The following is a 20,744-nucleotide window of genomic DNA, read 5'->3' as shown; positions in this document are numbered from 1 at the left end:
CCGCTATCGCGAGCAGGCTCACTCCTACAGGGGGTATTGCGGTGTAGGTTAAACCGGGGTATCGAGATTCAGGTGCAGGTTATCGATCAACCGCGTGGTGCCGAGGAATGCGGCCACCAGAATCACCAGATCACGGTCTTCAGCCGTCGCCGGACGCAGGGTCAGGGCGTGGCGGATTTCCAGGTAATCCGGACGCAACCCAGATGCCTCCAGCAGTTGCTGCTGAGCACTGATCAACGCCGGGAAATCCCGTTCGCCTTGCTTGATCGACTCGGCAATGTTGCTCAGGCTGCGATAAACCACCGGGGCCACCGCACGTTGTTCTTCGCTGAGGAAGCCATTGCGCGAGGACAGCGCCAGGCCGTCGGCGGCACGCACAGTCGGTTCGCCAATGATCTGGATCGGCATGTTCAAGTCGTGCACCAGCGCGCGAATCACCGCCAGTTGCTGATAATCCTTCTGGCCGAAAATCGCCAGATCCGGCTGGACCATGTTGAACAGCTTGCTGACCACGGTCGCCACGCCTTCAAAGTGCCCCGGACGGCTGGCGCCGCACAGGCCTTCGGACAATTGCGGCACGCTGACCCGAGTCTGTCCGGCCATGCCGTCGGGGTACATTTCCTCGACAGTTGGCGCGAACAGCAGGGAGCAGCCCGCCTCCAGGAGTTTTTCCTGATCCGCCGCCAAGGTGCGCGGGTATTTGTCGAGGTCTTCGCCGGCGCCGAATTGCAGCGGATTGACGAAAATGCTCGCGACCACGAAATCCACACGTTGCGTGGCTTTGGTGATCAGTGCAACGTGACCGCTGTGCAGATTGCCCATGGTCGGCACGAAGCCGATGCGCTTGCCTTCGCTGCGTGCGCGGGCGACAGCGGCGCGCAGTTCGCGTACGGTTTTAACGGTGTTCATGCAGAGAATCCGTGTTCGATGCCAGGGAACGTGGTGGCTTTGACTTCGTTGACGTAAGCCTTCAGCGCGGACTGGATGCTGTCCTGACCCTGCATGAAGTTCTTCACGAACTTCGGCACTCGGCCAGTGATCGACAGGCCGAGCATGTCGTGCAGCACCAATACCTGACCGTCGGTGGCGTTACCGGCGCCGATCCCGATCACCGGAATCTTCACTGCCTGGCTGATTTCAGCGGCCAGTTCACTCGGCACGCATTCGAGCAGCAGCATCGCCGCACCGGCCTGTTCCAGCGAAATCGCGTCAGCGCGCATCTGCCGTGCCTGGTTCTCGTTGCGACCCTGCACTTTATAGCCGCCAAGAATGTTCACCGCTTGCGGGGTCAGGCCCATGTGCGCGCACACCGGTACACCGCGTTCGGCGAGCAGACGGATCGACTCGGCGAGCCACAACTGACCTTCGACCTTGACCATGTGCGCACCGGCCTGCATCAGCATGGCGCTGTTGGTCATGGTTTGTTCAAGGGTGGCGTTGGCCATGAACGGCAGGTCGGCGAGGATCAGGGCATCAGTGTTGCCGCGTTTGACGCAAGCGGTGTGGTAGGCCATTTCTGCGGTGGTCACCGGCAACGTGCTGTCGTGACCTTGCAGGACCATGCCGAGGGAGTCGCCCACCAGCAGCACTTCGACGCCGGCCTCATTACAGGCGTGGGCGAAGGTCGCGTCATAGCAGGTCAGCATGGTGATCTTTTCACCTTTCTGCTTGAGGCTCTGGAGCGTGGTCAGGGTGATGGCTGGCATGTAAAAAATCCTCGTTCAGGCGCTCTGGAAACTACTGCGAGTAACGCGCGTGATTCTTCATCTACTCAGGCGCACGCTCTTTTGTCGTGCTTATAAGGCCTGGATTGCGCCCGTATGTGCCGGGTTGGCGGCAGCGGGACGCCTATAGTCGTGATGAGCCAACAGGAAGTCAATTGCGTGTGTTACCGCATTGTTACGAGGGGAGTGTTACCGCCGTTACTGATGCGATTCAGCGGCGCGGCGGGCCTGATTCGAGGGGTTTTTGTCCGACAATAAATCTGGATATGGAAAGCTATTCCTGTAGGAGCTGCGGAACGCTGCGATCTTTTGATCTTGATTTTGAAGATCAAAAGATCGCAGCGTTCCGCAGCTCCTACAAGGGATTTATGTCAGGCGTGGGGGAGGCGTTCCAAGCCGACGAACGGGCAGGCTGCCAGCAGATCGGAGAGGTTGCGGCCATCGGCCAGGCGCAGGTCCTGTGGGGCCAGTTCGGCGAGCGGATACAACACGAACGCGCGTTCCTGAATCTGGTAATGCGGGACTTTCAGGCGCGGCTCGTCGATCAAACGATTACCGAACAGCAGAATATCCAGATCCAGCGTACGAGGCCCCCAACGCTCAAGGCGTTCGCGACCTTGATCGTTTTCGATGGCTTGCAGCGCGTCGAGCAGTGCAATCGGCGCAAGATCGCTGTCGAGCGCCGCGACCGCGTTGGTGTAACGCGGCTGGCCCGGCAGCAATGAATCGCTTTGATAAAAGGCAGAAACGCCAGCGAGCAGGGTCTGCGGCAATTGCCCCAGCGCCTCGACGGCGCTGCGCAATTGTTCGGCCGGGTCAGCGAGGTTGCTGCCCATGCCGATGTAGATGCGTTCCATGCCTTTACTCGCCTGTCGAAGCGCTCGGTGCGCCGGCGCGTTTGCGCTTGGAACCGCTGCTGCGGCGACGTTTGCGCGGCGCGCCACTGGCGTCATCACCTTTACCGCTGAGGTCGCGGATCATGTCGCGGCGCTCGCTGTCGTTGGCGTCCTGATAATCCGTCCACCATTCGCCCAGGCCATCGGTTTCCTCGCCAGCGCTTTCACGCAGCAGCAGGAAGTCGTAACCGGCACGGAAACGCGGGTTGTCCAGCAACAGGTCGGCACGTTTGCCGCTGCGCCGTGGCAGACGCTCCTGCATGTCCCAGATCTCGCGGATCGGCATGGTAAAACGCTTCGGAATCGCAATGCGCTGGCACTGTTCGGCGATCAGTTCGTGAGCGCCTTCCTGCATCGCCGGAATCGGCGGCATGCCACGTTCCTGCAAGCGCAGCACGCGGGCCGGCAAAGCAGGCCACAACAGCGCGGCAAACAGGAACGCCGGGGTCACCGGTTTGTTCTGCTTGATGCGCAGGTCGGTGTTGGTCAGCGCTTCGCTGATCAGCGTGTGCGTGTACTCCGGGTTGTGTTCCAGCGCATCGGCACTGGCCGGGAACAATGGGGCGAACAGCTGCAGATCAACCAGCATTTCGAAAGTGATCGCGCCGTGCCCGGAGAGGAACAGCTTGAGCACTTCTTCGAACAGACGCGCCGACGGGATCTCGCGCAGCATTGGCGCCAGTTCACGGATCGGCTGCACGGTGTGCTTTTCAATGCCGAAATTGAGCTTGGCGGCGAAACGCACCGCGCGCAGCATGCGCACCGGGTCTTCCTGGTAACGCTGCTTCGGATCACCGATCAAGCGGATCAGGTGGTTGCGGATATCGTGTACGCCGTTGGCGTAATCGAGGATGCGCTCGCTGACCGGATCGTAATACAGGGCGTTGATGGTGAAGTCGCGGCGTTGCGCGTCTTCTTCCAAGGTGCCGTAAACGTTGTCGCGCAGAATCCGCCCGCTCTCGTTACGCGAAGACTGATTGCTGTCTTCGTCGTCTTCGTTGACCGGGTGGTTGGCGCGGAAGGTCGCGACTTCGATGATTTCGCGGCCGAAATGGATATGCACCAATTTGAAGCGGCGACCGATGATCCGCGCATTGCGGAATTCGGCACGGACTTGCTCGGGGGTGGCGCTGGTGGCGACGTCGAAATCCTTGGGCGTGATGCCCAGCAGCATGTCACGCACGCAACCGCCGACCAGATAAGCCTGGTAACCGGCACCTTGCAGGCGTTCGACGATATTCACCGCATAGCGGCTGAATTGCGTTTTCTGCAGCGAATGTTGGCCGCTGTTGAGCACTTCAGGGGTGCTGCGGATGTGTTGCGTACGACGCACGGGAGCTCGGAATGACTGGAACAACTTCTTCAGCATGGGATGCACTGTTTGAAGGAATGTTCGGCCATACCAAAGAATGACCGCATGATGGGCGCAGATTCTAGCATTTAGTCGGGGGATGGTGTAGGACACGGCCGATTTGAGCTGCAAGCCGCAGGCTACAGGCATCGCGCACGATAAAAAGGGGGGATTTTGCTACGAGGAGAAACTACAAGGGGAGCCGAAGCTCCCCAAGAAGTAGTTGCGTGCTCTTTTTATTATTGATTCGGGCTTCTTGTTTTTGTTGAGTGCCCTCGCCACGAAGTGTTTCCTTCGTGACCCTCCCAATCGGGAGCCAAGAGCAAACGGATTGCTTTGGTCGCTGAATTGCAGTGATCTCTCGATCCAACCAGTACAGGCTCTGTCTTAGGACAGTTTTTGTTGTTCTCGGCCTGGTCGTGGGGCAAGCCCCAAATACAACGCCTCTCCAAAAGAATCAGTTAGCTGCGCCTCTCGCCGTCTTGTTTTTATTGTGCGTGAGTCGATTCGTCTTATTTTTATTGTCTTGTGCATTGCTTGTTATTGTTCTTGTACTGAACATATAGCAGGTGCCGTGCCAACTTTTGCGAAACCCAATAAAACAAGGGGTTAGGTCGATATAACCGTTTTGTCGGGGCGAAAAAAAGCCGGGGTTTCGTTACCGATAACCCCGGCTTCTGTTACGTGAATCGACTGAGGTAACAGTTTTTTCACATCTTCAAGCGTTACCCGCACACTCGACAGGTAACGTTCAGCTCTCGCTGGCGACCCCGGTCTTGCGCCGCGGAATGCCCAGACGCTGACGGCGTTCCCACAGGCATTTACGGCTGACGCCCAGTTTGCGCGCCAGTTCGGTCTCGGTCATGTGGTCCTGATGCTCGAGGACGAAGTGCTGGAAGTAGTCTTCCAGCGACAGGTCTTCGGTCGGCTCATGGCTGCTGTTGCTGGCGTTACCGCCCGTTTGCGGTGGCAGACCGATGAACTCGTCGTCTTCCAGATCGCTCAGCTCGATATCGATGCCCAGCAGATCGGCGGAGATTTCCGGGCTTTCGCTCAGAATCACTGCGCGCTCGACCGCGTTCTCCAGCTCACGCACGTTACCCGGCCAGGAATAATGCCGGATCGCCTGTTCGGCATCCGCAGCAAACTTAAGGTCGGTACGGTTGATGCGCGCGCTCTGGCGAGCGAGGAAAGCCGTGGCGATCTCATTGACGTCGGCACCGCGCTCGCGCAAGGCCGGCAGTTTCAGTGCGATCACATGCAGACGGTAATAAAGGTCTTCACGGAACTGGCCGATTTTCGCCAGGCTCTTGAGATCCCGGTGAGTCGCCGCGATCAGGCGCACATCGACTTTCTGCGACTGCACCGAGCCAACCCGGCGAATCTCGCCTTCCTGCAACACGCGCAGCAGGCGGGCCTGGGCTTCCAATGGCAGCTCACCGATTTCGTCGAGGAACAAGGTGCCGCCGTCCGCCGCTTCAACCAGACCGGCACGCCCGGCGCTGGCGCCAGTGAATGCGCCTTTCTCATGGCCGAACAGTTCGGACTCGATCAGGCTTTCCGGAATGGCTGCGCAGTTCACCGAAATCATCGGCGCCTTGGCGCGTTTCGACAGGTTGTGCAGGGCGCGGGCCACCAGTTCTTTACCGGTGCCGGACTCGCCCTGGATCAACACATTGGAGTCGGTCGGCGCGACTTTGCGGATCTTGCTGTACAGATCCTGCATCGGCGGGCAGGAGCCGATGATGCCGATTTCGCCGTTGCTGTTGTCGACGGCGGATTTACCGCTGCCATTGGCCGGTTTGCTGGCAACCGCTTCGCCGGCCGCCGGTGCCGATTGGCGATCACGCAGGATCCGCGCGACAGCCTGAAGCATTTCATCGTGGTCGAAAGGCTTGGCGATGTAGTCCACCGCGCCCATCTTCATCGAGTCGACCGCCGAGCGCAGGCTGGCGTAACTGGTCATGATCAGCACCGGCGTGCCCTGGCCGAGCTTGATCAGCTCGGTGCCAGGCGCACCCGGCAAGCGCAGATCGCTGACGATCAGATCGAACGTAGGAATGGTGAAGCGTTCTTGTGCTTCCTGCACTGAACCGGCTTCGCTGACCTGGTACTGATTACGTTCCAGCAGGCGGCGCAAGGCGGAGCGGATAATTGTTTCGTCTTCGACGATCAAAATGTGCGGCATTGATTCGATACTCTCGACGGTCTCAGTTCACAGCGGACGTCGCTTCGACATGACGCGGTAAGGTCACCCGGATACGGGTGCCGCGTTGGCTTTGTACATCAGCCGGGCTGTCGATGGTGATTTGTCCATAATGCTCTTCAACGATGGAATAGACCAGTGCAAGGCCCAGACCGGTGCCTTCGCCAGGATCCTTGGTGGTGAAGAAGGGTTCGAACAATCGGTCCATGATGTTCTTCGGAATTCCGCTGCCTTCGTCCTCCACGATCAGATCGACCGTGTGTTCGCCGGCTTCGCTCTTGACCCGCACCGCACTGTGCGGCGGCGAGGCGTCGCGGGCGTTGGAGAGCAGATTGATCAGTACCTGGGCGAGCCGCTGCGGGTCACCTTCGACCCAGTGATCGGGGTCGCACAGGTTGTAGAACTGCACTTCGAAATTGCGTCGGTTCAGCGCCAGCAGGCCAATAGCATCCTGGGCAACTTCGGCCAGACAAACGGGTTCATCGCTGTGCTGATGGCTGCCGGCGTGAGCGAAGCTCATCAGCGACTGGACGATGCGTGACACGCGTTTGGTCTGTTCAAGAATCTGCCCGCTGATTTCCGTCAGTTCGCCGTCGTCTTCACGCTCTTCGCGCAGGTTCTGCGCCAGGCAAGCGATGCCGGTGATCGGGTTGCCGATTTCGTGGGCCACACCGGCCGCGAGGCGACCGATGCTGGCCAGGCGCTCGGAGTGCACCAGTTTGTCTTCGAGCATCTGGGTTTCGGTCAAATCCTCGACCAGTAACACCAGGCCACTGTTACCCGGCGCCAATGGCTCATCGATGGCGGCTTTGTGCAGGTTCAGCCAGCGGGTCTGGCCGTCGAGGGCCAGATGTTGTTTGTGCAAATGCTCGTCGGGCAGGTTGATGAAGCCTTGCAGCAACTCTTTCCACGGCTCGCCAATGGTGCTCAGACGCGAACCGACCACGCGTTGTGCGGCGATCCCGGTGAGTTCTTCCATGGCCTTGTTCCACATCAGGATCTCTTGATCCTTGGCCAGCGAGCAGACGCCCATCGGCAGTTCCTGCAGGGTCTGGCGGTGGTAACGACGCAGGGCATCGAGTTCGGCGGCCAGGCCTGTGAGGCGCGAGTGGTAATCCTCGAGACGGCTTTCGATGAAGTGGATGTCTTCGGTCACATAGTTTTCGCCGCCGGCCTTGTAGGGCAGGAAGGTTTCCACCATGTCCTGCGCCACGCTCGGGCCCATCAGGCCGGAGAGGTTGGCTTCGATGCGGTCGCGCAAACGACGCAAGGCGTACGGGCGGCGTTCGTCGAAAGGCAGATAGAGGTCACGCAGCGCTTGCTCGACCTCCTTCTGCGCAGCCTTGGCGCCCAACGGTTTCGCCAGTTGTGTGGCGAACTCCTGTGGCGAGGCGGCGTGCAGCTCACGCCGCTGCGGGCGACGGACGTTATCCACAGCGCAAGCTTCGGCAGCGCTGGCTTCTTCGGGGCTGGCGTTGGTGAACAGCGAGATCAGCGTGAACATCAAGACGTTGGCGGCGAGCGAGGCGATGGCCGCCATGTGCCAACTGGTGTCGTCGAGTACGTAAATCATGTTCAGCAGCGGGATGTAGAAACCCTGCAGATTGCCGACCAGCGGCAGCAGCATGGTCACTACCCAGACCAGAATCCCCGCCAGCAGACCGGCGATAAAGCCGCGCCGGTTGGCGGTCGGCCAGTACAGCACCGACAACACGCCGGGCAGGAATTGCAGGGTCGCCACAAACGCGACGATGCCGAGGTTGGCCAGATCCTGTTCGGCGCCGAGCATCAGGTAGAAACCGAAACCAGCCATGATGATCGCGACGATCAGCGCGCGGCGGGTCCACTTCAGCCAGCGGTAGATATTGCCTTCGGCCGGCGGTTGATAAAGCGGCAGCACCAAGTGGTTCAGCGCCATGCCCGACAGCGCGAGCGTGGTCACAATGATCAATCCGCTGGCCGCCGATAAGCCACCGACGTAAGCCAGCAAGGCCAGCGGTTTGCTGTTGGCGGCGATGCCGATGCCGAGGGTGAAGTATTCCGGATTGGTCGTTGCACCGAGCTTGAGCCCGGCCCAGAGGATCAGTGGTACTGCCAGACTCATCAGCAGCAGGAACAGCGGCAAACCCCAGCTCGCACTGACCAGCGAGCGCGGATTGAGGTTTTCGGTAAAGGTCATGTGATACATGTGCGGCATCACGATCGCCGAGGCGAAGAACACCAACAGCAACGTGCGCCACGGGCCTTCCTGCAATGGCGTGTGCAGGGCGGCGAGGGCGGTCTGGTTCTGCAGCAGCCACAGCTCAAGTTGCTGCGGGCCGTCGAACACACCATACAGCGCATACAAACCGACGCCGCCGAGGGCGATCAGTTTGATCACCGACTCAAAGGCGATCGCAAATACCAGTCCTTCGTGCTTCTCACGGGTGGCGATATGCCGGGAACCAAAAAAAATCGTGAACAGAATGATCAGCGCACAGAACGCCAATGCCACGCGGCTCTGGATCGGCTCGCCGGTGAGGATGCCGATGGAGTCGGCCACCGCCTGAATCTGCAACGCCAACAGCGGCAGTACGCCGATCAGCATGAAAATCGTGGTCAGCGCGCCGGCCCAGGTGCTGCGGAAGCGGAACGCGAACAGATCCGCCAGCGACGACAGTTGATAGGTGCGGGTGATTTTCAGGATCGGATAGAGCAGCACCGGCGCCAGCAGAAACGCGCCGGACACGCCGAGGTAACTGGAGAGAAAGCCGTAGCCGTACTGGTAGGCGAGGCCGACCGTGCCGTAAAACGCCCAGGCACTGGCGTAAACACCCAGTGACAGGGTGTAGGTCAACGGGTGGCGAATGATCGCGCGCGGGATCATGCCCCGTTCGCTGATCCAGGCAACGCCGAACAGCACCGCCAGGTACGCGGCGCTGACCAGGATCATCTGGGTCAGGCTAAAGCTCATCGGCATCTTTTTGGCTCTGCAGGATGAAGGTCACGACTATGAGGATCAGCCAGAGCAGATACGGGCGATACCAGGCGCCCGTAGCGTCGATCCACCAATCCATGATGGCGGGGGAAAACAGGTAGATCCCCACGACTAAAAGCAGGACCAAGCGATAGATGTACATCCCGGCCTCTCTTTTTTATGCGCGTGCCCGAAAACGTGCGGCGATGGTAACGGATGGGCGCACGACTGCAAGTGTCGTCATAGCAGTTGCGCTTCGGGCAGCGTCAGTGTGCGCGGGATCTGTGTGGCATCCCAGTGTGCGCTGCCCCACGCCAGCAACTCTTGCGGCGAGGCGTGAGCCAGTTCGGCGCCTGGGTTTTGCCCCAGTGCGCGCAGGGCTCGCAGCAACAATGGCGTGGCTTGATCGGCTTGTAGCGGCGGCGAGCGGTAGGACTTGCCGAGCTTGTTGCCGTCCGGTTGGATAATCAGCGGCAAGTGCAGGTAACGCGGTTGGCGCAAGCCGAGCAATTCTTGCAGATAGAGTTGGCGTGGGGTCGAGTCGAGCAGGTCGGCACCGCGCACGATGTCGGTGATGCCTTGCCAGGCATCATCGAGGACCACGGCCAGTTGATAGGCGTAGAGGCCGTCGCGGCGCCGGATCACGAAATCGCCGACGTCGCGGCCCAGATGCTGGCGGTATTCGCCCTGAACACGATCGATGAAGTGGTATTCCAGTTCCGGTACGCGCAGGCGGATCGCCGCGTCTTGCTGATCGTGACCGGCATTGCGGCACAGGCCCGGATAGATGCCGTTGTACGCTTCGAGCTGTTTGCGCGAGCAGGTGCAAGCGTAGGCCAGGCCATGATTGAACAGGCTGTTGAGCACTTCGGCGTAAGCATCGTGGCGATCGCTCTGACGCACCATGTCGCCGTCCCATTCAAAGCCGTAACTCTCCAGCGCCTTGAGGATCGCCACCTGCGCACCGGGTTCTTCACGGGGCGGATCGAGGTCTTCCATGCGCACCAGCCAGCGACCGCCGACCGAACGGGCGTCGAGATACGAGGCGAGGGCGGCAACCAGCGAACCGAAGTGCAGGTGGCCACTCGGGGTTGGGGCGAAGCGGCCGATGTAGGCGGGGGATGTTTTGGCAGTCATGGAGACGAAGCTACTTTTCAGGCTATACGCAGGTCAACCTGTGGGAGCGAGCCTGCTCGCGATAGCGTAATTTCAGACGATTAAATGCTGAATGACACACCGATTTCGCGAGCAGGCTCACTCCTACAAAAGGCAAAAGGCAGAAACAAAAACGGAGCGTTCGCACGCTCCGTTTTTCGTTCAGGTCGAGATTACTTGCCGACCTGCTTTTCCTTGATCTCAGCCAGGTTCTTGCAGTCGACGCACATGTCGGCAGTAGGACGGGCTTCAAGGCGCTTGACGCCGATCTCGATGCCGCACGAATCGCACCAGCCGTATTCGCCGTCTTCGATCAGTTGCAGTGTCTTGTCGATCTTCTTGATCAGCTTGCGCTCGCGATCACGGGCACGCAGTTCAAGGGCGAACTCTTCTTCCTGACTGGCACGGTCGGCCGGGTCGGGAAAGTTGGCCGCTTCGTCCTTCATGTGATCAACAGTTCGGTCGACTTCCTGCATCAAGTCCAGTTTCCACTTGGTCAGGATCTTGGTGAAGTGCGCGCGCATGGGTTTGCCCATGTACTCTTCGTCTTTGGCCTGAACATAAGGTTCGAAGCCGCTGATCGCCGTTTGCTGCTGTTGCTTTGCTTGGGTGGGCATGAAATGGACCGCCTCTACTCTTGTAATCCATTGCGCAGGATTGCTCCATCACCGACACCTGCCGGCCCTGCGGCTGCAAGCGGGCGAACTTACCAGATCAAATCGGCCTGCGCTACTCCCGGATGTCGAGGCCCCGGCGGGTGGCGCTTGCAAATGTTTGGCAAGCCGTGTCTGGTGGTGTTGAAGACCTGTTCAATCACTGATTTTAGTCAATCCTGGAGCGTACGTGCGTATCGTTACAGTCCAGCGTTCTTGAGGCTGTGACCGCTGCGGGTTCTCGCTCGTTCCGGCAGATGGGTAGAATCGTCTCTTTTTCCCTGCCGAAGGAAAACCAATGGCTCAGCCTTACAGTGCGCGCAGTCGTGCGATCGAACCGTTCCATGTGATGGCGCTGCTGGCGCGGGCCAATGAGTTACAGGCTGAAGGTCATGATGTCATCCATCTGGAGATCGGTGAGCCAGACTTCACTACCGCTGAACCGATCATTCGTGCCGGGCAAGCGGCGCTGACGGCGGGCAAGACCCGTTACACCGCTGCGCGCGGCATTCCGGAACTGCGCGAGGCAATCGCCGGGTTTTATCAATCGTGTTATGGCTTGAATATCGACCCACGGCGGATTCTGATTACACCGGGCGGTTCCGGTGCGCTGTTGCTGGCCAGCGCGTTGCTGGTCGATCCCGGTAAACACTGGCTGCTGGCGGATCCGGGTTACCCGTGCAACCGGCACTTCCTGCGTTTGGTCGAAGGTGCGGCGCAGTTGGTGCCGGTGGGTCCGGACGTGCGTTATCAACTGACTCCTGATCTGGTCGAGCGGCATTGGGATCACGACAGCGTCGGCGCACTGGTGGCTTCGCCGGCCAACCCGACCGGGACGATCCTGACACGCGATGAGCTGGCCGGGTTATCCACAGCCATCAAGGCGAAACACGGGCATCTGGTGGTGGACGAGATCTATCACGGTCTGACTTACGGCACCGATGCCGCCAGCGTGCTGGAAGTCGATGACAGCGCTTTTGTGTTGAACAGTTTCTCCAAGTATTTCGGCATGACCGGCTGGCGTCTCGGCTGGCTGGTGGCGCCGGACGCGGCGGTCAGCGAGCTGGAAAAACTCGCGCAGAACCTCTACATCAGTGCACCGAGCATGGCGCAATATGCGGCGTTGGCCTGTTTCGAGCCGGATACTATTGCGATTCTTGAAGAGCGTCGTGCCGAATTCGGCCGTCGCCGGGATTTCCTCCTGCCAGCGTTGCGCGAGTTGGGTTTCAACATCGCCGTGGAGCCGGAAGGCGCTTTCTATCTCTACGCCGATATCAGCCAGTTCGGCGGCGATGCCTTCGCGTTCTGCCGACATTTCCTCGAAACCGAGCATGTGGCGTTCACCCCGGGTCTGGATTTCGGTCGCTATCAGGCCAGTCACCATGTGCGTTTTGCCTACACGCAAAACCTCCCGCGCTTACAGGAAGCGGTGGAGCGAATCGCCCGTGGCTTGAAGAGCTGGCAAGGCTGATGCGCTTTTATCCACCTCTGGAAGAGGCGCGACTGATCCGGCGTTACAAGCGTTTTCTCGCCGATATCGAAACCGTTGGCGGCGAGTTGCTGACCATTCACTGCCCGAATACCGGTTCGATGCTCAATTGTCAGGTCGAGGGTGGGCAGGTCTGGTTCAGTCGCTCCAACGATCCGAAACGTAAGTTGCCCGGTACATGGGAAATCGGTGAAACCCCGCAAGGCCGGTTGTTTTGCGTGAATACAGCGCGGGCCAATGGACTGGTCGAAGAGGCGTTGCAGGCGGGTGTCATCAGCGAGCTGAACGGCTTTACCGCGTTGAAACGTGAAGTCGCTTACGGGCAGGAAAAGAGCCGTATCGATTTCCGTCTCGAATACCCGAGTGGCCCGGCCTATGTAGAGGTGAAAAGCGTCACTCTGGGTTTCGACGGTACTGCGGTGGCGGCATTTCCCGATGCCGTGACCCAGCGTGGCGCCAAGCATCTGCGGGAGTTGGCGCATCTGGCACGGGACGGGATTCGCGCGGTGCAGTTGTACTGCGTCAATCTGAGCGGGATTGACGCGGTGCGGCCGGCGAAGGAAATCGATTCGGCGTACGCCGATGCACTTCTCGAAGCAGTGGCCTTCGGCGTTGAGGTGCTGGCGTATGGCGTGCGGCTGGACCATGAAGAGATGGTCATCGACCGGCGTCTCGACGTGTTACTCAACGGTTAAACATTGATCCACAGGCCTTGGGCGTCTTCGCGGCAGGGTATGGCGGTGAGTGATTGCCCGGCGCAGGGGCCAGCGACGCATTCGCCGTCCTCGATCAGAAACAGTGCGCCGTGGGTGGCGCACTGGATCAGGCTGTTGCTCGGGTCGAGAAACTGGTCTGGCTGCCATTCCAGCCCGACGCCGCGATGCGGGCAGCGATTGAGGTAGACATACGCCTGGCCGCTGCGGCGCACGGCGAACAGTTTGTTGCCGTCGATCTCAAAACCACGGCTTTTCGCTTCAGCCAGGTCGGCGCCCGCGCAGAGAAACTTCATGACTATCCTCTAGTGTCCGCTCGTGTCTGGATATGTCCGAGCTTGACGTTTAAATGCAAACAATTATCAAATGGCGGCCTTCACCCGCAGGCGTCTGGCAGATGTCGAGGATACTTGGCCTGCCATCCTGATGCCCGGGAAAAACCTTATTCAAGGAAGCTGTGTATGCGCCTGAGTACCCGCGTTGCCGCGCTGTGTGTCGGACTTTTGGTCAGCCACCAGGCTGCAGCGGCTGATTTGCCGCAACGTTGGGTCAGTGCCGGCGGTGCGCTGTCGGAGTGGGTCAGTGCGTTGGGCGGCGAATCGAAACTGGTCGGCGTCGATACCACCAGCCAGCACCCGGAGTCGTTGAAGGCGCTGCCGAGCATTGGTTATCAGCGCAGCCTTTCGGCTGAGGGCATTCTCAGTCTGCGTCCGGATATCTTGATTGGCACTGAAGAAATGGGCCCGCCGCCGGTTCTGTCGCAAGTCAAAGCGGCCAAGGTTCAGGTGGTGTTGTTCTCGGCTCAACCGGATCTGCCGACGCTGGAGAAGAACGTTACTCATTTGGGCCAATTGCTCGGCGCCGAGCCGAAGGCTGCGCAGTTGCTGCAAACTTATCAACAGCAGCTCGATGCGCAGAAGGCGCGTGTTGTTCAAGTGCAGAGCAAACAAAAGGCGCCGGGCGTGTTGCTGTTGCTCGGGCATGCGGGCAGCAAACCGTTGATCGCCGGCAAGGACACTGCCGCCGACTGGCTGTTGCAGCAGGCCGGGGGGCGTAACCTGGCGACGCACACCGGTTACAAACCGTTCTCCGTGGAATCCCTCGCCAGCCTTGATCCTGAGGTGCTGGTGTTCGCCGACCGTGCGTTGACCGGTGAGGCGGCGAAAGCGGCGCTGTTCAAGGAAAACCCGATTCTCGATTCAAGCCGCGCGGCCAAGGCCGGGCGCGTGCTGGAGCTTGACCCGACTTTGCTGGTCGGCGGCCTCGGGCCACGTTTGCCGGCGGCGCTGAAAAGCCTGACTGACGGCTTCTACCCGGCCAAGAGCGGCCAATGACCACACTGGTAAAACCCCGTGCCTTGTTCATTGGCCTGACACTGCTGTGTTTGCTGGCGATCTGGCTGTCGCTGGCGTTGGGGCCGGTCAGCCTGCCGCTGTTCGATACATTACGCGCGGCGTTACGCATGCTCGGCCTGCCGCTGGCACCGGACGGTCTGGAGCAGGCGGAGCTGATCCTGGGGCAGATTCGTTTGCCGCGTACTTTGCTCGGGCTGGCGGTCGGCGGTGTGTTGGCGTTGTCCGGTGTGGCAATGCAGGGCTTGTTTCGTAACCCGTTAGCGGATCCGGGGCTGGTCGGCGTTTCCAGCGGCGCGGCATTGGGCGCGGCGATCGCGATTGTTGGTGGCTCGTTTTTCGGCGGTCTGCCGGAATGGTTTGGACCGTATCTGTTGTCGGTCTGTGCGTTTCTCGGCGGGCTTGGAGTGACGGCGCTGGTTTATCGACTCGGTCGCCGCAACGGCCAGACCAATGTTGCAACCATGTTGCTCGCGGGGATTGCCCTGACGGCGCTGGCCAGTTCGGCCGTCGGCTTGTTCACTTATCTGGCGGATGACGCGACGCTGCGCACGCTGACCTTCTGGAACCTTGGCAGCCTCAATGGCGCCAGTTACGCGCGGCTGTGGCCTTTGCTGATCATCAGCGCTGGTGTCGCATTGTGGTTGCCGCGTCGGGCGAAAGCGCTGAATGCCTTGCTGCTCGGAGAATCCGAGGCCGGGCATTTAGGCATCGAAGTCGAGCGGCTCAAGCGTGAATTAGTGTTTTGTACGGCGCTGGGGGTTGGCGCCGCAGTGGCGGCAGCCGGGATGATCGGTTTTGTCGGGCTGGTGGTGCCGCATCTGGTGCGCTTGCTGGCGGGGCCGGATCACAAAGTCTTGCTGCCGGCATCGGTGTTGGCGGGGGCGAGCCTGTTGCTGTTGGCTGATCTGGTCGCGCGATTGGCGCTGGCGCCGGCAGAGTTGCCGATCGGTATTGTCACCGCGTTTATCGGTGCGCCGTTCTTCCTCTATCTGCTGTTACGAGGGCGCGCCTGATGTTACGTGCACAGGATCTGCACATTCAGCGTGGTCGCAAGACAGTGCTCAGCGATGTCACGTTGCAGCTTGAACCGGGTGAAGTACTCGGTGTGCTGGGGCCGAACGGTGCTGGCAAAAGTACCTTGCTGGGCGCCTTGTGCGGCGAGTTGGCGGCGAGCAACGGCGGGGTTTCCCTCGACGGGCAGGCGTTGAGTCACTGGACTGGCCCGCAACGTGCGCAGCGATTGGCGGTATTGCCTCAAGTGTCGACCCTGGATTTTGCTTTCCGCGTCGAAGAGGTGGTCGGCATGGGCCGCTTGCCTTGGCAGAGTGGTCGGGTGCGGGATGACGAAATCATTGCGGCGGCGTTGACGGCGGCGGATGCCGGGCACTTGAGCGGTCGCAGTTATCTGGCGCTGTCCGGTGGCGAGCGTCAGCGTGTGCATCTGGCGCGGGTGCTGGCGCAGCTTTGGCCGGGGCAGGCCGGGCAGACGCTGCTGTTGGATGAGCCGACGTCGATGCTCGATCCGCTGCATCAACACACAACGCTGCAGGCCGTGCGCGAGTTTGCTGATCGTGGCGCCGCGGTATTGGTGATCCTGCATGATCTGAATCTGGCGGCGCGTTATTGTGATCGCATTCTGCTGCTGGAAGGCGGGCATCCGGTGGCGCTGGATACACCGCAGCAGGTTTTGCGACCGGACACGCTCCAGGCCGTATTCGGTCTCGAAGTGTTGGTGCAGCCGCACCCGGAGCGTGGGCATCCGCTGATTATCGCCCGCTGACTGGATCATCGAGGTGATTGCATGCGTGGGATGTGGCTGTTGGCGGTGGTGTTGCTTGCGGGGTGTCAGCATGCTGTGGTGCCACCGCCGGTCAGTGGCGAGATTCGCGATCTACGCAACGGCGAAGTGCTGACGGCGCAGCAGCTGGTGAAGCGCTTGGCTGAGCCTGAGCGGTTGATCATCGGTGAGCAGCATGACAATGCCGATCATCATGCCGCGCAGTTGTGGCTGTTGCGCTCGCTCGGCGAGCAGCGGCCGCAGGGAAGTCTTCTAATGGAAATGTTCACGCCGGACCAGCAGCCTCGTGTTGACCAGGCACGCCAGACGAAAACGCCGTCCGCTGATCTGCCCGGTGCATTGGCCTGGCAGGACGGTTGGGACTGGAATCTCTATGGGCCGATTGTCCGCTTCGCGCTCACTCAACCTTATCCGCTACTGGCGGCAAATCTGGATAGCGACGAGATTCGAACCTTCTATCGCAATCCGTCCGTGTTGAAGGGAGAGCGCAGCAATGCTGAGTCGGTGAAAGCCGTATTGTTGGAGCAGATCAGCGATTCCCACTGTGGCCTGCTGCCCGAATCACAGATGCCGGCAATGCTCGCTGTTCAGCAACAACGTGATCGGCGTATGGCCGAAGGGCTATTGGCGGCCCCGACACCTTCAGTCTTGCTGGCCGGTGCGTGGCATGCGCGCAAGGATGTTGGCGTGCCGTTGCATGTTGTGGATTTGGGCGCCACGGAGTCCCCGACGGTGTTGATGCTGGCAGAGCAGGGCACCGAGATAACGGCAGCGATGGCCGATTACGTTTGGTACACGCCCGCCACGCCCAAGCAGGATTACTGCGAGCAGATGCGCAAACAGTTCGGCAAATGACTTTTCCACAGGCAAAAAAAGACCCGGTAAAAACCGGGTCAAATAACCGTGATTAGCCTGATGAGGAGATAATCTGAGAGTCCGAACCAAGGGCTTTTCAGAATATCGACTGATCTCGCGACCAGTTGTGATAATCATAGCGATTCTCATTAGCGAGTCAACAACTGTTTTTCCGTTTCTTTGAATTCGTCTGGTAAATGGCCGGAACACCCCGTAAACAAAGGGTTCAGCGCAGGCTTTCCGGTGGGGGTATTCGTGTGATCTGCCGATTCAGCTGGCCGATCCGCCGCGCCATGCTCTCGATCAGGCTGTGGGCGATCTTCGGATTGGTGCGAGTCATGCTCAAGAATTGTTCACCGGGAATCAGCATTATCGTGCTCGGTTCTCGGGCGATGACCGTGGCACTGCGTGGCTCGCCGGTGAACACGGCCATAGCACCAAAAATTTCGTCCTTGGGCACGTCGCCAACTTTCTGCCCGTCTACAAACGCTTCGGCATGCCCGTCGATGATTACGAACACGTGGTCAGCTGCGTCACCCTGGCTGATCAGGGTTTCACCGGCTTCGACCCGTTTGAAACCGTTGGTGCTGCGAAACTCGCGTGGCTTCAGCTGCGCGACGGCATGGGCAAGGATTGCCATTTGCCCGAGCAGATACTCCAGAAACTGCTCTGCCCGATGAGTGTCGGCATGCAAATGCTGGAAAAACTCACCACGCCGATAGGGCGTCAAGCGCAATGCCCCTTCATTGCATAAACGGCAATCAGCCCAGTTCTCACCTTGCTGGAGGCCGATCAAATCACCCTCCTGCCAATAAAACAGCGGGCGGGCGGCGATACAGCCGCTGATCCCACCTTCATTGAGCAGGAATAGCTGATCGGCGGGCAATTGCGCGAGCAAATCATCCGACGCTTCCAGCTCCAGAGTCGGCCCGCAAGGCGCCAAATCGCGCAGCCACAGTGCAGGCAAGCTCTGCAAACGGTTGATCAAGGCATCGGCCCAGGCCGATTGTTCCCCCAGTAAATACATAACGGTCTATGCCCGTTCAGTTCTTGTGGCGCGAGGAAATGGCTTCAAGCTGCTTGTTCAAGGCGTCCTTGCGTTCGGCGGGGATGTCGTTCCAGTGCACATCCATCAGCGCGCCTTCAATCGCATACAACAACACCTTCGATGCGCGAAACCCGCGGGTACGCACGGCCCGGTAGGCATCCACTGCGCCCAGGCGACGCAAGTCCGAGGCGCTGTGGATGCCCACGGCATGCAGCCATTGCGCCGACGTCTTGCCAAGATTCTTCAGGTGTTGCAGTTCATCATTCATCAAGCCTCCTTGCGACGGCCGAATGGTGCGTGGGCGAGCTTCTCAGGAGTGTAGCCATCAGTAGGAAAAGCGTGGTTGTTTGGTCGGATTCAACGCAAACGCTTCTAAGAAGGGCGCTTTTAAGGGCTGCGAGCGCAGATGAGGAGGGGGGAACACAAATCAATGTAGGAGTGAGCCTGCTCGCGATAGCGGACTTGCAGGCACACATGTGTTGAATTCTAAACCGCTATCGCGAGCAGGCTCACTCCTGCAGGGGCGGCGTTGTGTCAGGGAACAATGAGGCGATCAGCGGGTGCGATAACGCAAACGCGTGCCGAAATTCATCGACATCAGAATCTCGTCAGCGCTCAGCTCCGGCGGGAAATACGCCCCGGAAATCTGTGCGTGAGCCAGGCTTGCACCTTCCAGCGACGCATTGCGGAAATCGATGCCACGCAGATCGGCGGAACGGAAGTACGCGTCCCGGAAATCCACGCCATCGGCGTTCAGTTCACGTAAATCGAGACCACGGAAATCGCCGCCGACCATGTCGATCGGGCCATCCTGTGGGCGCTCTTTGTTGAAACCTGTGATGTCATCTTTGTGCAGCAAGGCATACAGCGGGGTGTCGAGAAGTTTCGGCTGGCTCATGTCATATCACCGTTGGTTTTATGACGCCAGTATAGTGCCACTATTTGACGGCCGTGAAGCGAGCGAGGGCTTCACGGCCGAAATAGTTTCTTACAGGCCTGGCAGGCGCTGACGGATCTGCGCGACCACGGTGTCCAGCGTGCCGGATTCGTTGGTCTGCACGCGTTTGCTGCGCAGGATTTCTTCCGGCGTCAGCGCTTCACGATTGGCCTGCTGCGCTTCGATTACGGCCAGGGTGGCGTCAGACGGATCCTGTTTGTCGGCCTGACGAATCGCCAGCCAGCTCTCGATCACCGCTTGCGGTGCGTTGCAGTCGAGGATCAGGAATGGTGTGCCGGTGGCTTCGGCAATTTTTGCCGCGTTGTCGCGTTGTTCGCGTTTGAGGTAAGTCGCGTCGATGACCACCGGGAAACCAGCGTGCAGGATCACTTCCGCAATTTCGTGCAGGCGCGCGTAGGTCGCGGTGCTGGCGTCAGCACTATAGATACCGGCTTGCACGTCGTTGGTAACGGTTTGCTCGCCGAACAAGCGCTTGCGCTCGACATCGGAGCGCAGGCGGATGGCACCCAGCGCTTCGACCAGACGCATGGCCACGTGGCTTTTGCCAACCGCGGAAACACCGTGGGTGATCGCCATGAAACGCGAGGGAATGGTGCTGTAGCTCTCCGCCAGGTTGGCGTAGTTGCGGTACTGGCGCAGGGTGGTGGCGCGCTGCACTGGTGTTGCGTCTGCCGGCATGCTGAACAGCGCAACCTTGGCGCGAACCAGTGCGCGGTAGGCTTTGTAGAAGTTCAGCACTTCCAGGCCTTGATAGTCGCCGGTCAACTCGAGGTACTGGCTGATGAAGCGGCGCGCCAGGGATTTCAGGCCACGGTCTTCCAGGTCCATCGCGAGGAAACCGGTGTCGGCCCAGACGTCCGTGAAACGGAACGGTTCGTTGAACTCGATGCAGTCGAAGATCACCACTTTGCCGTCAATGACCGTGGCGTTGCCCAGGTGAATATCGCCGTGGCATTCACGGGTAAAACCTTCGGTTTTGCGCTGAGCGAACAGTGGCTTGAGACGTTCGAAACTGCTTTCGGCCCAGGCTTTCAGTGCGTCGAGTTGCAGCAGATCGTTTTTGTCGCTGAGGAACGGCAGGATCTGCTCGAAGTTTTGCGCGACCGGCGCCATTACGCTGTCCGGGGTGCCGGCATCGTGTTCGGCCGGGACTTTTGGCGCGGTGAGGTGGAAGTGAGCGATCTGCTGCGCCATCTCGTCGATGTGCTGGGTGGTCAGCTCGCCATTGGCTTGCAGGGTGCTGAGCAAACCGCTCTGCGGGAACTGGCGCATTTTCAGCACGTATTCGATCGCTGCGCCGTCGCCGCCCAGTTGCGGTGCTTCAACGCTGCCAGTCACCGGCAACACTTCCAGATACAAATCATCAGTCAAACGCTGGTTCAAACGCAGCTCTTCTGCGCAGAAATGTGCACGCGACTCGAGACCGGTGAAGTCGAGGAAGCCGAAATTTACCGGTTTCTTCACTTTATAAGCGAAGGGACCGGTGAGGATCACCCACGAGATATGGGTTTCGATGACCTGAAACCCTTCGACAGGGTGCGGGTAGAGGGCCGGGTTTTGCAGGGCAGCGATCAGTGACTGGCTCAC

Annotated in this window: 20 protein-coding genes; 6 read left to right on the top strand and 14 right to left on the bottom strand. The window is 59.8% G+C overall.

What is annotated here, in order from left to right; all coding sequences use genetic code 11:
* Positions 1 to 48: 48 nt before the first annotated feature.
* From panC to dksA, 9 genes are all read right to left on the bottom strand, one after another.
* Positions 49 to 909, bottom strand: coding sequence for a pantoate--beta-alanine ligase (gene panC / locus AC3IUF_RS25345; protein ID WP_007909915.1), 861 nt, complete (start codon positions 907 to 909; stop codon positions 49 to 51).
* Positions 906 to 1,706 (bottom strand): 3-methyl-2-oxobutanoate hydroxymethyltransferase, encoded by an 801-nt coding sequence (panB, locus tag AC3IUF_RS25340; protein ID WP_007909916.1) that lies wholly within the window; start codon positions 1,704 to 1,706, stop codon positions 906 to 908. Before panB ends, panC begins: the two co-directional genes overlap by 4 nt.
* Positions 1,707 to 2,095: 389 nt before the next feature.
* Positions 2,096 to 2,581, bottom strand: coding sequence for a 2-amino-4-hydroxy-6-hydroxymethyldihydropteridine diphosphokinase (folK, locus tag AC3IUF_RS25335; protein WP_447787149.1), 486 nt, complete (start codon positions 2,579 to 2,581; stop codon positions 2,096 to 2,098).
* Positions 2,582 to 2,585: 4 nt separating this feature from the next.
* The gene (locus tag AC3IUF_RS25330; protein ID WP_007909918.1) at positions 2,586 to 3,989 is read right to left on the bottom strand and encodes a polynucleotide adenylyltransferase PcnB; all 1,404 of its coding nucleotides are present in this window, start codon (positions 3,987 to 3,989) and stop codon (positions 2,586 to 2,588) included.
* Positions 3,990 to 4,722: 733 nt separating this feature from the next.
* Positions 4,723 to 6,159: a sigma-54-dependent transcriptional regulator gene (locus AC3IUF_RS25325; protein ID WP_007909919.1), complete on the bottom strand. Its 1,437-nt coding sequence runs from the start codon at positions 6,157 to 6,159 to the stop codon at positions 4,723 to 4,725.
* A gap of 22 nt (positions 6,160 to 6,181) precedes the next feature.
* Positions 6,182 to 9,136 carry a sensor histidine kinase gene (locus AC3IUF_RS25320; protein WP_007909920.1) on the bottom strand — a complete coding sequence of 985 codons (2,955 nt, stop codon included), beginning with the start codon at positions 9,134 to 9,136 and terminating at the stop codon, positions 6,182 to 6,184.
* Positions 9,120 to 9,296, bottom strand: a complete 177-nt coding sequence (locus AC3IUF_RS25315; RefSeq protein ID WP_003176118.1) for a hypothetical protein — start codon at positions 9,294 to 9,296, stop codon at positions 9,120 to 9,122. Before AC3IUF_RS25315 ends, AC3IUF_RS25320 begins: the two co-directional genes overlap by 17 nt.
* Positions 9,297 to 9,373: 77 nt before the next feature.
* The gene (gene gluQRS, locus AC3IUF_RS25310) at positions 9,374 to 10,270 is read right to left on the bottom strand and encodes a tRNA glutamyl-Q(34) synthetase GluQRS (RefSeq protein ID WP_134177341.1); all 897 of its coding nucleotides are present in this window, start codon (positions 10,268 to 10,270) and stop codon (positions 9,374 to 9,376) included.
* A gap of 191 nt (positions 10,271 to 10,461) precedes the next feature.
* Positions 10,462 to 10,905, bottom strand: a complete 444-nt coding sequence (dksA, locus tag AC3IUF_RS25305; RefSeq protein ID WP_007909922.1) for an RNA polymerase-binding protein DksA — start codon at positions 10,903 to 10,905, stop codon at positions 10,462 to 10,464.
* Between the two features lie 334 nt (positions 10,906 to 11,239).
* Between dksA and AC3IUF_RS25300 the strand changes: the two genes are divergently transcribed.
* Both AC3IUF_RS25300 and sfsA read left to right on the top strand, forming a co-directional pair.
* On the top strand, positions 11,240 to 12,412 hold the full coding sequence (locus AC3IUF_RS25300; protein ID WP_489279630.1) for a pyridoxal phosphate-dependent aminotransferase: 1,173 nt from the start codon (positions 11,240 to 11,242) through the stop codon (positions 12,410 to 12,412).
* Positions 12,412 to 13,125, top strand: a complete 714-nt coding sequence (sfsA, locus tag AC3IUF_RS25295) for a DNA/RNA nuclease SfsA (RefSeq protein WP_489279628.1) — start codon at positions 12,412 to 12,414, stop codon at positions 13,123 to 13,125. Before AC3IUF_RS25300 ends, sfsA begins: the two co-directional genes overlap by 1 nt.
* On the opposite strand, the gene AC3IUF_RS25290 is transcribed toward sfsA, so the two are convergent.
* Positions 13,122 to 13,439, bottom strand: coding sequence for a Rieske (2Fe-2S) protein (locus AC3IUF_RS25290; RefSeq protein WP_489279627.1), 318 nt, complete (start codon positions 13,437 to 13,439; stop codon positions 13,122 to 13,124). The genes sfsA and AC3IUF_RS25290 overlap by 4 nt on opposite strands.
* A gap of 165 nt (positions 13,440 to 13,604) precedes the next feature.
* On the opposite strand from AC3IUF_RS25290, the gene AC3IUF_RS25285 reads away from it, so the two are divergent.
* Genes AC3IUF_RS25285 through AC3IUF_RS25270 form a run of 4 tightly spaced genes read left to right on the top strand, consistent with a single transcriptional unit; the run spans position 13,605 to position 17,151 of the window.
* Positions 13,605 to 14,477 (top strand): heme/hemin ABC transporter substrate-binding protein, encoded by an 873-nt coding sequence (locus tag AC3IUF_RS25285; RefSeq protein ID WP_489279625.1) that lies wholly within the window; start codon positions 13,605 to 13,607, stop codon positions 14,475 to 14,477.
* Between the two features lie 50 nt (positions 14,478 to 14,527).
* On the top strand, positions 14,528 to 15,511 hold the full coding sequence (locus AC3IUF_RS25280; RefSeq protein ID WP_177321058.1) for a FecCD family ABC transporter permease: 984 nt from the start codon (positions 14,528 to 14,530) through the stop codon (positions 15,509 to 15,511).
* Positions 15,512 to 15,555: 44 nt separating this feature from the next.
* Positions 15,556 to 16,278, top strand: coding sequence for a heme ABC transporter ATP-binding protein (locus AC3IUF_RS25275; protein ID WP_414895106.1), 723 nt, complete (start codon positions 15,556 to 15,558; stop codon positions 16,276 to 16,278).
* A gap of 21 nt (positions 16,279 to 16,299) precedes the next feature.
* On the top strand, positions 16,300 to 17,151 hold the full coding sequence (locus AC3IUF_RS25270) for a ChaN family lipoprotein (RefSeq protein WP_447787138.1): 852 nt from the start codon (positions 16,300 to 16,302) through the stop codon (positions 17,149 to 17,151).
* Positions 17,152 to 17,377: 226 nt separating this feature from the next.
* Here AC3IUF_RS25270 and AC3IUF_RS25265 read toward each other — a convergent pair whose 3' ends face one another.
* The 4 genes from AC3IUF_RS25265 to AC3IUF_RS25250 all read right to left on the bottom strand — a co-directional run bounded on the left by AC3IUF_RS25265 (position 17,378) and on the right by AC3IUF_RS25250 (position 20,744).
* Positions 17,378 to 18,178 carry a Crp/Fnr family transcriptional regulator gene (locus AC3IUF_RS25265; protein ID WP_489279623.1) on the bottom strand — a complete coding sequence of 267 codons (801 nt, stop codon included), beginning with the start codon at positions 18,176 to 18,178 and terminating at the stop codon, positions 17,378 to 17,380.
* Positions 18,179 to 18,194: 16 nt separating this feature from the next.
* The gene (locus AC3IUF_RS25260) at positions 18,195 to 18,467 is read right to left on the bottom strand and encodes a TfoX/Sxy family protein (RefSeq protein WP_003228231.1); all 273 of its coding nucleotides are present in this window, start codon (positions 18,465 to 18,467) and stop codon (positions 18,195 to 18,197) included.
* A 285-nt stretch (positions 18,468 to 18,752) separates the two neighbouring features.
* Positions 18,753 to 19,097 (bottom strand): pentapeptide repeat-containing protein, encoded by a 345-nt coding sequence (locus tag AC3IUF_RS25255; RefSeq protein WP_007909940.1) that lies wholly within the window; start codon positions 19,095 to 19,097, stop codon positions 18,753 to 18,755.
* 90 nt (positions 19,098 to 19,187) lie between these two features.
* Positions 19,188 to 20,744, bottom strand: coding sequence for a bifunctional aminoglycoside phosphotransferase/ATP-binding protein (locus tag AC3IUF_RS25250; RefSeq protein WP_489279621.1), 1,557 nt, complete (start codon positions 20,742 to 20,744; stop codon positions 19,188 to 19,190).

The organism is Pseudomonas sp. KH_040, assembly GCF_057839305.1.
Note: the sequence above shows the minus strand (reverse complement) of the source record. Positions and strands in the feature narration are given on the sequence as shown.